This is a genomic window from Nonomuraea cypriaca, assembly GCF_015645445.1.
GTDB classification, from domain to species: domain Bacteria; phylum Actinomycetota; class Actinomycetes; order Streptosporangiales; family Streptosporangiaceae; genus Nonomuraea; species Nonomuraea cypriaca.
Genome location: NZ_JADOGI010000100.1, coordinates 21237 through 36858, shown reverse-complemented (window position 1 = coordinate 36858; position 15622 = coordinate 21237). Strand labels below are relative to the sequence as shown.

General features: G+C 72.9%; 7 protein-coding genes. All 7 read left to right on the top strand.

The window, feature by feature from the left end; all coding sequences use genetic code 11:
- A partial coding sequence (locus ITP53_RS29295; RefSeq protein WP_207756566.1) for a non-ribosomal peptide synthetase occupies nucleotides 1–2058 on the top strand: 2058 nt, incomplete at its 5' end.
- The gene (locus ITP53_RS29290) at nucleotides 2055–2249 is read left to right on the top strand and encodes an MbtH family protein (protein WP_195898690.1); all 195 of its coding nucleotides are present in this window, start codon (nucleotides 2055–2057) and stop codon (nucleotides 2247–2249) included. The genes ITP53_RS29295 and ITP53_RS29290, both read left to right, overlap by 4 nt.
- Before the next feature lies 1 nt (nucleotide 2250).
- Nucleotides 2251–3321 carry a guanitoxin biosynthesis L-enduracididine beta-hydroxylase GntD gene (gntD, locus tag ITP53_RS29285; protein WP_195898689.1) on the top strand — a complete coding sequence of 357 codons (1071 nt, stop codon included), beginning with the start codon at nucleotides 2251–2253 and terminating at the stop codon, nucleotides 3319–3321.
- Nucleotides 3318–6635 (top strand): non-ribosomal peptide synthetase, encoded by a 3318-nt coding sequence (locus ITP53_RS29280; protein WP_195898688.1) that lies wholly within the window; start codon nucleotides 3318–3320, stop codon nucleotides 6633–6635. Before gntD ends, ITP53_RS29280 begins: the two co-directional genes overlap by 4 nt.
- 1 nt (nucleotide 6636) lies before the next feature.
- The gene (locus tag ITP53_RS29275) at nucleotides 6637–7911 is read left to right on the top strand and encodes an LLM class flavin-dependent oxidoreductase (RefSeq protein ID WP_195898687.1); all 1275 of its coding nucleotides are present in this window, start codon (nucleotides 6637–6639) and stop codon (nucleotides 7909–7911) included.
- Nucleotides 7904–9814, top strand: coding sequence for a fatty acyl-AMP ligase (locus tag ITP53_RS60490; RefSeq protein WP_195898686.1), 1911 nt, complete (start codon nucleotides 7904–7906; stop codon nucleotides 9812–9814). Before ITP53_RS29275 ends, ITP53_RS60490 begins: the two co-directional genes overlap by 8 nt.
- Entirely contained in the window at nucleotides 9805–15594 is a 5790-nt protein-coding gene (locus ITP53_RS29265; protein WP_195898685.1) for a type I polyketide synthase, read from the top strand. The genes ITP53_RS60490 and ITP53_RS29265 overlap by 10 nt, the downstream gene beginning before the upstream one ends.
- Nucleotides 15595–15622: the final 28 nt, after the last annotated feature.

The window sequence follows — 15622 nt, the reverse complement described above, 5'->3', positions numbered from 1 at the left end:
CCCCTCTACCACGTACGCTTCCTGCGCGACCATCCCACGCCACCGGCCTCCTATGGCGGCTTGGATTGGCGAGACCTCGACGACACGATCCCACCCTCCATCACCGCCGTCACTCTCCGCCTCACAACCCCACCGGGGGCCCCCGCCTCGGCGGGCTCGGCCGGCGACGCCTCCCCTCGCCCGGACCGCGACGTCGGCGCTCGCCCGGAGCGCGACAGCTCCGCGGACGCGGTCGCGCGGGTGAGCGGCGGCGTTTCCGTCTCGCTGGACTATGCCGCCGATCTGTTCGATGCGGGTACCGCCGGGCGGATGCTCGACCACCTCAGGACCCTGGCTGAGGCGGCTGCGGCTGAGCCCTTCATGACGCTGTCGGCGCTGCCCATGCTCACCCCTGCCGAGCAGGCGCGGCTCATTCGGGACTGGTCCGCGGGGCCGGAGGCGGCCGGGGAGGCGCGCCTGGTGCACCGGATGATCGAGGAGCGGGCGGCGAAGAATCCCGACACCGTGGCGGTGGTGGCCGGCGAGGCCAAGCTGACGTACGGCGCGCTCAACATCCGGGCCAACCGGCTCGCCCATCGCCTGCGCGAGCTGGGCGCGGGCCCGGAGAAGCGCGTGGGCGTGATCGCCGAGCGCACGACGCACACGGTCACCGCACTGCTGGCCGTGCTCAAGGCCGGCGCGGCGTACGTACCCCTGGACCCGGATCACCCGGCGGAGCGGCAGCAGTTCATCCTGGCCGACGCCGGCATCGAGGTGTTGCTAGCCCACACCCACCACCAGCGGGCCGCGCAGGACGGCACCACCGTCATCGACGTGGACGTGTTCGACGGCGGCGAGGACGACACCGACCCCGACGTCCCGGTGCACGCGGACAACCTCGCCTACGTCATCTACACCTCGGGCTCCACAGGAACACCCAAGGGCGTGCTGGTCAGTCACGGCAACCTGGCCCACGCCACCGAGGCCAGGTGGTCGTGCGGCCGGATCTCCCCCGGCATCTACTGCCTGCCGGTCCCGTTCACGTTCGACGGCGCGGCGGCGGGCCTGTACTGGACGCTGGCCTCGGGCGGCCGGCTCGTCCTGCCTGATGCGATGACCGTGCACGACCCGCGCCGGCTGGGGCGGCTCATCAACCTGGAATGCGCCACGCACTTCGACGCGGTGCCCTCGCAGTACGAGATGCTGCTGTCGCTCTGCCCGCGTGACCTGCGCAGCCTGCGGGACATCTCGGTCGGCGGCGAGGTGCTGCCCCCGCACGTCGTGGCCCAGCACGCGACCATGCTGCCGTCGGCGACCCTCTACAACGACTACGGCCCCACCGAGGCGACCGTCTGGAGCACGTTCCACCCGTGCCCGCCCGACTTCGCCGGCGCGAGCGTCCCCATCGGCAGGCCCATCCCGGGCGCCCGCGTGCACATCCTGGACGACGACCTCAACCCCCTGCCCCAAGGCATCCCCGGGCAGATCCACATCGGCGGGCCCGGCATCACCCGCGGCTATCTCAACCGCCCCGCTCTCACCGCCGAACACTTCACCCCGGACCGCCTCCACCCGGGCGAACGCCTCTACCACACCGGCGACCGGGGACGCTGGCTGCCTGACGGCACCATCGAGTTCCTCGGCCGTACCGACACCCAGACCAAGATCCGCGGTTACCGCATCGAACTCGGCGAAATCGAAACCACCCTCCACAACCACCCCGCCATCGTCGGCGCCGCCGTCACGACCCAGCACGACGCGGCCACCGGCGACCCGCGCCTCACGGCGTACGTCGTGTCCAGGGCGGGGGCGGTCTCCAGGGAGGAGCTCAACGCCCACCTCCTCGCCACCCTCCCGCACTACATGCTCCCCGCCACCTACGTCTTCCTCGACCAGCTCCCCCTCACCCCGCACGGCAAAGTCGACCGCCAAGCCCTCCCCTCACCGGACACGGTCCTGGACAACGGCCCGGCCAGGCGCGAACGCCGGCCCACCGGTCCCAGCCAGGCCGTCGCCGGCATGGGAGACGACGAAGTGGACGCCCTACTGAACAGCCTCATGAAAGGACCGCAGGAATGAGCACGCAGGACGAGTACACCGTCGTGATCAACGACGAGGAGCAGTATTCGATCTGGCGTCCGGGCCGGCCGCTTCCCGAGGGATGGCACCCGGGCGGGTTCGCCGGGTCGAAGGACGACTGCCTCGCGCACATCGCCTCGGTCTGGACGGACATGCGGCCCGCGAGCCTGCGGCGGCAGATGGACGGCTGACGTGAACACGACCGTGACGTACTCCTTGACATCGGCGGAGAAGGGCCACATCGACGGGCTCCTCGACCGTCTCCGCCACGCCTACGGAACGGCGGAGGCTCCCCGCTTCCTGTGGGCGGCCAGAGGCGAGGCCTACCGCCATCTTCCGCAGGGGCTCCTGGACTTCTTCATGGCCTTCCACCACCAGGAGACCTCTCCCTGGGTCATGGTGCGCGGGCTCGGGGTCGACGACGAGAGGATCGGGCCCACCCCGCCCCACTGGCGCCGGCAGGCGGATCCGGCGGCCACCGCGCGCGAGGAACTGTTCCTGGTGCTGCTCGGCTGCCTGCTCGGCGACGTGTTCGGCTGGTCGACGCTCCAGAACGGCCACCTCGTGCACAACGTGCTGCCCATCCGCGACCAGGAGCGGGAGCAGAGCGGTCACGGCAGCCTGGACGACCTCGCGTGGCACACCGAGGACGGGTTCCACCCGTTCCGTTGCGACTACCTGGGGCTCATGGCGATGCGCAACGACAAGCTCACCCCGACGACCGTGTCCGCGGTCGACGAGGTACGGCTGTCGCCCGAGCAGGCCGCGATCCTCCGCCAGCCGTACTTCCTGATTTATCCGGACAACGAGCATCTGCAGCAGCGGATGCGTGAGAACGGCTACACCCGCGTGCCGCCACCCGGCCCAGAACGGTGGTCCGACGCGGCCCCGAGCGCGGTGCTGTTCGGCGACCCGCGCCGGCCGTACCTGCGCATCGACCCGTACTACATGACCCCGCTGCCCGGCAATGACAAGGCCGCGAGCAGCCTCAAGGCGCTGACCGACCAGCTCGAGTCGGGCCTGCGCGACCTCGTGCTCACCCCCGGCGACCTCGCCTTCGTCGACAACTACCGGGCGGTGCACGGGCGGCGGGCGTTCCCGCCGCGCTACGACGGCAGGGATCGCTGGCTGAAGAAGGTCACCGTCACCAGGGACCTGCGCAAGTCGCGCCGCGTCCGTCAGGGCGTGGACGGCCGGGTGCTGCATCCCGCCGAGGTGGCCCAGCTGGAGCTCGAAGCGGAGATGACGGGAGCGAGACCGTGACCGAGGAGACCAGGCTGTCCGGCCCGAAGGCGGAGCTGCTGCGGCGCTGGCTGGGCGGGGAGACACCCCCGGAACAGCCCCCCGAGACGATCCCGCGGCGCGAGCGGGCCTCCGGACCCGTGCCGCTGTCGCTGGCCCAGCAGCGCCTGTGGTTCATCGAGCAGCTGCAGCCCGGCGGTACCGCGTACAACCTGTCCTTCTGCGCCCGTGTGGACGCGGACCTGGAGCCCTCGGTGCTGGCCGCGTGCGTGGACGAGCTCGTGGACCGGCACGAGACGCTGCGGACGGTCGTGCGGAAGGACGCGGGAAAGGCCCACGCCGTCGTGGACGGCGGCGCGCGGCCCGCGCTCGACGTGATCGACCTGCGCGCGCTGCCGCCGGGCGAAGGGTTCGCGGCGGCGGTCGAACGCCTGCAAGCTGCCGCTGACCAGCCCTTCGACCTCGAGAAGGGGCCGGTGGCGAGGATCATCCTCTGCCGGGTTAACGGGCATGACGTGCTCGGCATCGTCGTACACCATCTGTTCGGCGACGGCTGGTCCCTCGGCGTGGCGATGAGTGAGCTCTCGGCGGCCTACACGGCGCGCGCGTCCGGCGTCCCGTTCGAGCCGCCCGAGCTGCCCATCCAGTACGGCGACTTCGCCGCGTGGCAGGCCGGGGCGCCCGAGGAGAAGGAGTGGACGCGAGACCTGGACTACTGGCGGGACCGGCTGGCCGACGCGCCCCCGCTGGAGCTGCCCGCGGACCGGCCGCGCCCTCCGCTGGTCAGCGCGGCCGGTGGATGGTGCGAGCTGCGCCTGCCTGAGGAGCTGTCGGAGTCCGTACGCGCGCTCGCCCGCCGGGCCGGGGCCACGCCGTTCATGGTCGTGCTCGCCGCCTGGCAGACGCTGCTCGCCAAGCTGACCGGGCAGCGCGACATCACGGTCGGGACGAACGTCGCCGGCCGGACGCGCCCCGAGACCTACGGGCTCATCGGCAACTTCGTCAACATGCTGGCCCTGCGGACCGGCCTGCACGGCGATCCCACGTTCCAGGAGGCGCTGGATCGGGTCAAAGCGACCTGCGCCCGGGCGTTCGCGCACCAGTCGCTGCCGTTCGAGCGCATGGTGCGGGAGGTCCAGCCGAGCGTGCGGTCCCTGTTCATCATGCAGCCGCCGCTCGGGCAGCAGGACTTCGCTGGGGCCTCGTTCGAGGCCGTCCCGGTCACCGCGCGCAGCGCGCGGGCCGACCTGGAGCTGCACCTGAGGGAAGGGCGGGCGCTGGAGGGGCACGTGTCGTTCAGCTCCGACCTGTTCGACGCCACGACCGCGGAACGCGTCACGGCGCGGTTCGCCGCGCTCCTGGAACAGGCCCTCGGCGACCCAGGCCGGCGGTTGTCGGACCTGTCGCCGCTCGACCCGGCCGAGCGGGACCTGGTCAGGGAGTGGGGACGCGGCCCGGCCGTCGCCGTCCCGTCCGAGCCCGCGCACGAGCTCATCCACCGGCAGGCGCTGCGGGATCCGCGGCGCATCGCGGTGGTGTGCGGGTCGCAGCGGCTGGACTACAGGACGCTCGACGGGCGCGCCGCCCAACTCGCCCGCCACCTGCGCGAGCTCGGCGCCGGGCACGAGTCGCGGGTCGCGATCTGCCTCGGCAGGTCCCCGGAGATGATCGTCGCGATGCTCGGCGTACTCAAGGCCGGCGCCGCGTACGTCCCCCTGGACCCGCGTCATCCCCCGGAGCGGCTCGCCGCCCTGGCCGCCGACGCCGGGGCCCGCCTGGTCGTCACCGAGGAGTCGTTGGCCCCCGCCTTCACCGCCCGATCCTTCGAGAAGGTGTGCGTCGATCGGGACGCGGCCGCGATCTCGGGCCGGTCCAGCGAGGACCCCGGCGTCGCCGTGCCCGCCGACGGCCTGGCGTACATCGTCTACACCTCGGGCTCCACCGGGACTCCCAAGGGAGTCGCCATCGGCCACGTCGCGCTCTCGAACCTGATCGCCCACGTGCGGCACGGGCAGGACATCGGTCCAGACGACGTCATGGCCACGGTGTCGAGCCTGGCCTTCGACGCCTCCGTGGCCGAGATCTACCCCGTGCTGGCCGCCGGCGGCGCCGTGGTGATCGCCACCATGGAGGAGATCCTGGACGCCACTCGCCTGCGCAGGCTGATCCTCACACACCGGGTGTCCACCCTGCTCGCGACACCCACCATGTGGCGGACGATCGTCGCCGCCGGCGGACTCGGCCAGCGCAGGGTCAAGGCGCTGTCCGGCGCCGAGGCGCTGCCGGCCGACCTGGCCCAGGTGCTCGCCTCGACCCACGACCGGGCGTGGAACCTGTACGGCCCGACCGAGACGACGGTGTGGACCACGGCCGATCCCCTGGTCGCCGGCCGCCCCGTCGCTCTGGGGCCGCCGGTCGCCAACTCGGTGATCCGGCTGCTGGACCCCGACCTGCGGGAGACGCCGGTGGGCGTGCCAGGCGAGATCTGCGTCGGCGGACCCGGGCTGGCCCGCGGCTACCACGACCGGCCCGCGCTGACGGCCGAGCGCTTCGTCCCCGACCCGTACGCGCCCGGCGCGCGGTTGTACCGGACCGGCGACCTGGCCAGGTACCGGAGCGACGGCTCGCTGGAGTACCTCGGGCGCGCCGACGACCAGGTCAAGCTGCGCGGGCAGCGCATCGAGCCCGGCGAGGTCGAGGCGGCGCTGCGCGCCCATCCGACCGTGGAGGAGGCCGTCGTGGTGCTGGACGAGCGCGGCCACGCGGGTTCGCGCCTCGTGGCGTACGTGACCCGTACCGGGCTGTCCACCTCCGCGGAGTTGCGCGATCCCGCCCTGCTCCTCCGGCACCTGCGCGAGCGGCTGCCCGAGTACATGGTGCCGACGGCGTACGTGGTGCTCGACCGGTTCCCGGTGAACTCCAGCGGCAAGCTGGACCGGCGGCGGCTGCCCGCCCCCGACTCGGCCAGGCTGTCCGCCGCCTCGCGGGTCGAGCCGCGTACGCCGCTGGAGGAGGAGATCGCGCAGGTCGCGTGCGAGCTGCTTGGCGTGCCGGAGATCGGCGTCCACGACGACTTCTTCGACCTCGGCGGGCACTCGCTGCTCGTGGCCCAGCTCGTGGATCGGCTGCGGCAGCGGTACGGGATAGAGCTGCTGCTCCAGGACCTGTTCTCGCGGGAGCCGAACGTCGAGCAGCTCGCCCTCATCGTCGACGATCAGGTACGACGCAAACGGCAGCTCGACAGCGCGACCGCGCGGATGGGCCGCAGGGTCGGCGAGCTGCCGGACCAGACCGTGGACGCCCTGCTGGCGCAGTTGCTGGCGGAGGGAGGCTGACATGCGGTTCGGCATGTTCTTCGAGCTCCAGCTGCCCCGCCCCTGGGCCGACGGCGACGAGCGGCGGCTGATCGGCAACGCCCTGGAATGGGCGGAGATCGGCGACCGGATCGGCATCGGCTACGGGTGGGCGCAGGAACACCACTTCCTGGAGGAGTACTCGCACTCGACGGCTCCCGAGGTGTTCCTCGCGGCCGTCGGCCAGCGGACCACGCGCATGCGGGTGGGGCACGGCATCACGCTGATGCCCGCCCCGTACAACCATCCCGCCCGGGTCGCGGAGCGGATCTCCATGCTCGACCTGGTGAGCGGCGGCCGGGTGGAGTGGGGCACCGGCGAGTCGAGCTCCCGGCTGGAGCTGGAGGCGTTCGGGGTCGACTACATCGACAAGCGGGCCATGTGGGCGGAGTCCGTGCGCGAGGCGGCGAAGATGATGTGCTCGGAGCCGTACCCGGGGTACGAGGGCCGGCACTTCTCGATGCCGTCACGCAACGTGATCCCCAAACCCGTCCAGAGGCCGCATCCGCCTCTCTGGGTGGCGTGCACGAACCGCGACACGCTCAAGCTCGCCGCCAGGCTCGGCATCGGGGCGCTGACGTTCTCCTTCATGGACGCGGACGAGGCGCGCTTCTGGGTGAACGAGTACTACGAGACGTTCCGCAAGGAGTGCCGGCCTCTCGGCCAGGCCGTGAACCCGAACGTGGCCATGCTGGCGGGCGTGCTCTGCCACCGCGACGCCTCGACGGCGGCCGCCCGCGGGGTGCGGGGGCAGCAGTTCTTCAAATGGGCATTGGCCCACTATTACCGGTTCGGCGCGCACGTGCCTGGGCGGACGAACCTGTGGGAGGAGTTCCAGCGGGCGGAGCCAGAGCCGATGGCCGGGCTCGGGGGCGTGGGGCCGCCTGAGCAGGTGGCGGCCCACTTCCGCGAGCTGGAGAACGCCGGAGTCGATCAGCTCATCCTGCTGCAGCAGGGCGGGGACTACCCGCACGAGCATGTGTGCGAGTCGCTGGAGCTGCTCGGCCAGGCGGTGCTGCCGGAGTTCGCGGAGCGGGACGAGGAGCGGACCAGGCGCAAGGCACAGGAGCTGGAGCCGTACGTGGAGCTTGCGATGGCGCGGGTGCCGGAGATCGCCGAGCCGCCCCTCGCGGTCGTGGAGTCGTACCCGCGTCTCTGGGAAGGGGGCGGGGTCACGGACGACCAGGTGGGAACGCGCCGCGCCCTCGACGCCACCTCCCTGTGGCGCATGCACGTCGGGGGGCACAGCGGTGGTTGAACGGACGCTCGTCGAGCTCCTCGGCCGGCGTGCCGCCGAGGCGCCCGGCGAGCTCGCGTTCGGCTTCCTCGCGGACGGGGAGGCGGACCTGCGCGTTCTCACCCGGGCGGAGCTGGACGCGGGGGCGCGCCAGGTGGCCTGCGCCCTGGCCGACCGGGTGGCCGAAGGCGGACGTGTCATCCTCCTGTACGAACCCGGCCTGGCGTTCGTCACCGCCTTCTTCGGCTGCCTGTACGCGGGCGTCATCGCGGTTCCCGCCTACCCGCCACTCCAGCCCGACGGCCGGGACCGGGTCGCCGGGGTGGCCGCCGACTGCGGCGCGGAGGCCGTACTGACCAGCGGGCTGCTGCGGGAGACGGTCGCCGGCGTGCTGCCCGCGCTTCCCCTCATGGTCACGGACGCACTGGCCGGCGGCGGCTCCTGGCGTGACCCGGGGGTGGGCCCGGAGACGGTCGCGTTCCTCCAGTACACGTCGGGCTCCACCGCCGCCCCGAGAGGGGTGGTGCTCACCCACGCGAACCTCCTCGCCAACCAGCGGGCCATCGGCCGGGCCCTGCAGGTGCCCGAGGACGCGGTGGTGGCGAGCTGGCTGCCCATGTACCACGACATGGGCCTGATCGGCACGATCATGTACCCGCTCCACCACGGCGCCTCCTGCTACCTCATGTCCCCTTTGCACTTCCTCCAGCGCCCGGCCCGATGGCTGGAGCTGATCTCGAACTTCGGCGTCTCGGTCAGCGGCGGGCCCAACTTCGCGTACGACCTGTGCGCCCGCCGCGTCACGGACGACGAGCTCGCGTCGCTGGACCTCACCACCTGGCAGGTCGCCTTCAGCGGCGCGGAACCGATCCGCGCGGCCACGGTACGGCGGTTCACGCGACGCTTCGCGCCGTGCGGGCTCCGCCCTGAGGCCCTGGTCGGCTGCTACGGCCTGGCGGAGGCCACCCTGCTGGTGACGGGAGCCGGACCCAAGGACCGCGAGGTCCTGACCGCTGACCGAGCAACCCTCGAACACGGCCACCTCACCGCCCCCGCTCGGGACGCCGCCCCCGCTCGGGACGCCGCCCCCGCTCGGGACGCCGCCCCCGCTCGGGACGCCGCCCCCGCTCGGGACGCGGTCCCTGTCCGGGACGCGGCCCTTGCCCGCGATGCGGTCCTCGTCCGGGAGGCCGCGCCGGTCCAGGACACCGAGCCGGTCCAGGGGGTCGTCCGGGAGGCCGCGCCGGTCCAGGGGGTCGCGCCGGTCCGGGAGGCCGGTCAGGGAGGTGAGTTCGCCGTGGCCTCGCGGGATACGACTGAGTTGGTGCCGTCGGGTCGGGTCGCGCCGGGACATGAGCTGCTGATCGTCGACCCGGAGACCCTCACCCCGCGTCCGGACGGCCACGTCGGCGAGATCTGGGTACGCGGCCCCAGCGTGGCGGCCGGCTACTGGAAGCGGCCAAGTGACGATTTCCAGGCGCGCCTGGCCGGCGGCGACGGCCCGTACCTCCGCACAGGCGACCTCGGACTGCTCTGGGACCAGCGCCTGTACGTGACCGGCCGGATCAAGGACCTCCTGATCATCAGGGGCCGCAACATCCACCCGCACGACGTGGAGGACGTCGCCTGCGTCTCCGGCGGGCACGTCCGGCGCGGGGCTGGCGCGGCGTTCGCCCTGAACGAGGGCGTGGCGCTGGTGCAGGAGACGACCGCGGACGAGGCCGCCCTCGCCCCGCTGGCAGGCGAGATCCGTACCACCGTCCTGCGTGACCTGGGCGTCCGCCTCGACGCCATCTATCTGGTGCCCAAGGGGACGGTCCCCAAGACGTCGAGCGGCAAGGTACGCCGCACCGCGGCCAGGGACGCCGTGCTCGCCGGGACCGTCCCCGTGCGCTTCGAGAGCCGGGAGGGCCGATGGACGTAGAGAGGATCGAGGACTGGCTCGTCCACCGGGTCGCGGCAGAGGCGGGCTTGCCGCCGGCGGACGTCGACACCGACGCGCCGTTCGCCGCCTTCGGCCTCGACTCCCCCCGGATCACCGCGATGGCAGGCGACCTGCAACGCCTCCTCAGCCAGCCGGTGAGCCCCACCCTCCCCTTCGAGTTCCCCACGGTATCCACCCTCGCCAACCACCTATCCCGCAAGCACGCGCCGCCCCCCGAGCACGTCCGGGCCCTCGAGCCGCCGCCTAGCGAGCGCGTCCCGGCCCCCGACGACACGCCGGCGCCCGGTCGTCCTGCCCAGCGCGGAACACCGGCGGCGCTCGGTCGCCCTGCCCACCAGGCGGCCATGGCGGGGAAGAGGCCGAGCGGGCGCGAGGGGGAACCGATCGCGGTTACGGGGCTGGCGTGCCGGATGCCGGGGGCCGGTGACCTGGGCGCGTTCTGGCGCCTCCTCGAATCCGGGACCGACGCGATCGGCGACATCCCGGCCGATCGCTGGGAGGGGTCGCCCCGTGGCCGCGCCGGGCTCCTGGACGACGTCTCCGGCTTCGACGCGCCGTTCTTCCGCATCGGCGGCGACGAGGCGCTGCGCATGGACCCCCAGCAGCGCATACTCCTTGAAACCACCTGGGACGCCCTGGAGGACGCCGGCGAGGTCCCGGCGCGGCTGCGCGGCTCCCGTACCGGCGTGTACCTCGGCATCTCCGCCAACGACTACGCCTACCGCCAGCTCGACCCCGCGGCGATCGACCGCTACACGCCTTCGGGCAACGCGCTCTCCGTGGCGGCAGGGCGCCTGTCGTACGTGTTCGGCCTGCGCGGCCCCGCGCTCGCCGTCGACACGGCGTGCTCGTCGTCCCTGGTCGCCGTCCATCTCGCCTGCCGGGCGATCCGCTCGGACGAGTGCGAAGCGGCCGTCGTCGCCGGGGTCAACCTGCTCCTCGACCCCGCCCCCTCGACCGGCCTGGGGCTGGCCGGCATGCTCGCCCAGGACGGCCGGTGCAAGGCGTTCGACGCGAGCGCCGACGGCTACGTCCGGGGCGAGGGCTGCGGTGTGGCCGTACTCAAACCGCTCTCCAAGGCGCTGGCTCAAGGCGACCGCGTCTACGCGTTGATCCTCGGTACGGCGACCAACCAGGACGGAGCCACCAACGGCCTGACCGCCCCCAACCCGGCGGCCCAGCGCGAGGTGGTGGAGGCGGCCCTGCGCGACGCGGCGACCGGCCAGGAAACGGTCAGGTACGTCGAATGCCACGGCACCGGCACCGCCCTGGGCGACCCGGTCGAGGCCCACGCCCTGGGCACGGTCCTGAAGGGCGACCGGGAACTGCTGATCGGCTCTGTGAAGACCAACATCGGCCATCTGGAGGCGGCTGCCGGCATCGCCGGGCTCATCAAGGTCGCCCTGTCGCTCCACCACGGGCGGATCCCGCCGAGCCTGCATTTCACCACCCCCAACCCGCACATCCCCTTCACCGACCTCGGACTCCGCGTGGTGACCCGCCCCGAGTCCTGGCCCGGCGGCGTGGCGGGGCTGAGCAGCTTCGGCTTCAGCGGCACCAACGCCCACATCGTCATGTCCCCACCGCCACCACCACCCGCGCAGCCCACGGCCAGGCCCCGCTCACTGCTCCTGCCGATCAGCGCCCGCACGGAGAGCGGCCTCGCCCGAGCCGCCGCCGCCTGGGCCGACCACCTCACAGCCATCGCCGCCGCAGAAACCACCTCAGCGCCCCCGGCGATCGGGGCGGATCTGGTGTTCACTGCGGCGACCCGCCGTACTCATCACCGGCCCTATCGCGCCGCCGTCATCGGCGCCGATGCGGCCGAGTTGGCCGCCCGCCTTCGCGCCATCCGCGGCACGTCCATCCGGGTGTCGGCCGGGGACCCGCGTGTCACCTTCGTGTTCTCGGGACAGGGCGTGTTCGCCGACCAGGCCGAAGCCCGCCAAGACGGGCAGGACGTATCGCCCGGTCCACTGGCGGCGGTGCGTGAGCTACTGGACTCCGACCCCCTCTTCCGATCGTCGATCCGGCGATGCGACGAGCGGCTCGACGGCGTACTCGGCTGGTCCATCGAACGCGTACTCAGCGGTGAGACCGAAGCCGACCTCCAGGACACCGCGGTCGCCCAGCCCCTGATCGTCGCCGTGCAGCTGGCACTGGTTCGCGTGTGGCGTTCACTCGGCATCGAGCCGGCCGCCGTCGTGGGGCACAGCGTCGGTGAGATCAGCGCCGCCGTGACGGCGGGCCTGCTCGATGCCGGCACCGGGCTGCGGCTCGCCGCCGACCGTGGACGCCTGATGAGCCCGGCCAGGGGCGGTCGCATGCTGGCCGTCGGCCTCTCCAGGGAGGCGGCCGAGCGCAGGGCGGGGAGTGACGTGACCGTGGCGGCGATCAACGCGCCCGGCCTGACCGTCCTTTCCGGCGCGCCCGCCGCGCTGGAGGAGGTGCGGCGGGGGTTGGCGGACGCGGGGACGTTCGTACGGTGGCTGCCGGTCGAGTACGCCTTCCACGGCCCCGCCATGGACCCCGCGGCCCGCGCGCTGGCAGAGCTGTACCGGGACCTCGAACCGGGGAAGGCGAAGATCCCGTTCTACTCGTCCGTCCTGGGCGAGCGCGCGGACGACCGCGACGTGGACGGGGCGTACTGGGCCCGTAACGTACGCGAACCCGTCGACCTCGCGGGCGCCGTCTCCGCCCTGCTGCCGGAGTCCGACGCGCTCGTCGAGGTCGGAGCCAAGCCAGTCCTGCAGGCTGCCCTCCGCGAGACGTCAGGCGGAGTGCTGGTGACCGCCACACTGGGCGGAGACGGGCTGCTGGGGGCCCTCGGTGCCCTCTACACGCTCGGCTGCGCGCCGCGCTGGGAACACCTGCATCCCAGCGGCGGCCGGGTCGTGTCCACGCCCGGCTACCCGTGGGAACATCGGATGTACTGGCTGGACCGGCCCGAGCCCCGGCGGGCGTTCGAGCGCGAGGTGGCGCTCGACCCCGCGGACCTCGCCGAGCATCGGGTGAACGGCCTGCCCGTGTTCCCGGCGGCCGGGTACATCCGGCTCGCCGTGTCGGCCGCCCGCGCACACGGCCTGCCCGAGCCGATCACGCTCGACCACCTCGACCTGCCGGCCCCGCTCATCGCGACCGACGACGCCCCAGCGCCGTACGCGCTCGTCACCCTCACGCCAGAAGCCGACGACCTCGCATTCTCGATCACGACCGGAACCGGCCCAGACGAGACCCCCCACGCCACCGGCCGCCTCCTCCCAACCAGCCCGACGTACTCCACCGGCTCGGCCGCCCCCACGGCGGATCCCACGGGCTCGGCGGATCGCAAGGGCTTGGCGGAAGCTACCGGCCCGGAGCGACTGGCTGCTGTGGAAGACCGCTGCAGCGAGCCGGTTCCCGTGGACCTGCTGTACTCCCTGCTCGATGGTGCCGGCCTGGCGTATGGTCCGCGCTTCCGTGGTGTGCGGTGGGTGCGGCGGGGCGACGGTGAGGCGGTGGCGGACATAAGCGGCGATGCGGTCCCGCTGCTGGACGCGGCCCTGCACCCGGTGTTCGCGGCGGCCCCGGCCGACCTTCGTAAGGGCGGTGCGGCCGTGCCCGTCGGCGTGGAGACGGTCCGATGGTGGGCAGATCCCGGCCGCGAAGCGCGGTGCCACGCCCGCGTGACCGGGAGCGGCGACGGGGAGATCCGGGCAGACGTAACGATCTACGACTCCTCATCCCGCCCCTGCGTCGAGCTGACCGGGCTGCGGATGCGGCACGCGCCCGCGTCCCGGGAGAAGGCGGAGTTCCAGCTGTACGAGACGGTGTGGCGGGAATCGCCCGCCGAGGGCTCGGCACCGAAGGGACGGTGGCTGTTGGTGCCCGAGCGCCCGGGCTCGGATTGTTCCGGTCTGGCCGAGGCAATGGCCGCCGAACTGGCCCGAAGAGGCGCCACCGCCCTAGTCCGAACAGACGACACCGAACTGGCCGGAAGAGACGACACCGTACCGGTCGGGAGAGACGACGCCGCACCGGTCGGGAGAGACGACACCGCACCGGTCGGGAGAGACGACGCCGCACCGGTCGGGAGAGACGACGCCGCACCGGTCGGGAGAGACGGCACCGTACCGGTCGGAAGGGGTGCAGAAAGCCGCCCGGACGGGGACGCCCGGCAGGTCGAGGGCGTCGCCGGGGTTGTCTACCTGCCCTCTATGGACGGCGGGTACGAGGACGCCGTCGTGGACGTGGCCCGGCTCGTTCGCGCCCTGTCGTTCGCCGGCCCAGGCACCGCCCGCAGGCTGATCGTCGTCACGCGTGGCGCCCGCGCGGAGAATGTCACGGACCCGCGAGCCGCCGCCCCCTGGGGCCTGCTCAGGACGGCGGCCATCGAGAACCCCGTCCTGCGCCCCCGCTGCGTGGACCTCGACCCGCAGGCCCCCACCGGCTCGACCGGCTCGATCGGCTCGACGAGCTCAACCGTGTCCGCGCTGTGCGACGAACTGGCAGACGACGCGGGCGAGACCGAGGTCGCCTACCGTGACGGGCGACGTCTGGTGGCCAGGCTCAACGAGCTGCGCATGACACCTCGCCGCACACTGACCCTGCGCCCCGACGCCACCTACGTGATCACAGGTGGGACAGGCACCCTCGGACTGCTGGCCGCCGACCGGCTGGCCCAGCGGGGAGCCAGGCATCTCGCCCTGCTCAGTCGCCGCCCGCCCGCCCCGGACGCCGAGGACACGCTGGCGCGGTTGCGCGAAGCGGGCGTCGAGGTGCGGCTGCTGCGCGCAGACGTCGCCGACCGCGACGCGCTCGCGCGGGCCCTGGCGACGGCGCGGGCGAGCGGCCCGCCGATCCGGGGCGTGCTGCACGCGGCGGGCGTGCTCAGGGACGGCGCCCTGCTGGACATGCCGGAGGAGGCGCTGCGCGAGGTCCTGGCGCCCAAGCTGCGCGGCGCCTGGAACCTGCACGAGCTGACCCTCGCCGACCCGATCGAGTGGTTCGTCCTGTACGCCAGCGCCGCCGGCGTCCTCGGCTCCCCCGGCCAGGCGAACTACTCCGCCGCGAACGCCGTCCTCGACGCCCTCGCCCACCACCGCCGCGGGCGCGGGCTGCCCGCCACCGCCATCGACTGGGGCCCGTGGGGAGAGGCCGGGATGGCAGCCGACGCCGTACGGCTGCGCACGGCCGGCAGCGTCTTCGAGCCAGGCGACGCCCTGGACCTCCTGGAAAACCTGATGACCGAGGACCGGCCGCAGACCATGGCGCTGCCTTTCGACCTGCGTAGCCTGCTGCAGTTCTACCCGGCCCAGGTGGGCGTGACGTTCTTCGACGAGGTGGCCACACACGAGGACCGCTCGCTGAATTCCATCGGCGTGCGGGACTCGGCCCGCCCCGACCTGGCGGCGCCGTACGTGGCTCCGCGTAACGGTCTGGAGCGGCGGATCGCGGCGATCTGGCAGAAAGCGCTGGCCATCGACCCCATCGGCGTGCAGGACGGCTTTTTCGAGCTGGGCGGCGACTCCGTCTTCGGCCACCGGATCCTGGGCGAGATCAACCGCGCGCTGGAGATCCGCATCGACCCGGCGAGCGCGTTCGCCGACTTCACTGTCGCCCACCTCGCCGAGCTGGCCGCGCGCGCGATGCGCGACCGGCTGGAACGCATGACGGACGAGGAGGCGGCCCGGCTGCTGACCCCAGCCGCCGACCAAGGAATGACCCTGGCCGCAGACCAGGGAGTGACCTCGGCCGCTGACCAAGGAGAGATGCGATGAAGCCGGCCGCCGACCAAGGAGCGAGTCG

Coding starts and splice junctions, on each gene's coding strand:
- ITP53_RS29290 (WP_195898690.1), top strand. CDS start 2,055: ATGAGCACGCAGGACGAGTACACCGTCGTGATCAACGACGAGGAGCAG.
- ITP53_RS29275 (WP_195898687.1), top strand. CDS start 6,637: ATGCGGTTCGGCATGTTCTTCGAGCTCCAGCTGCCCCGCCCCTGGGCC.
- ITP53_RS29265 (WP_195898685.1), top strand. CDS start 9,805: ATGGACGTAGAGAGGATCGAGGACTGGCTCGTCCACCGGGTCGCGGCA.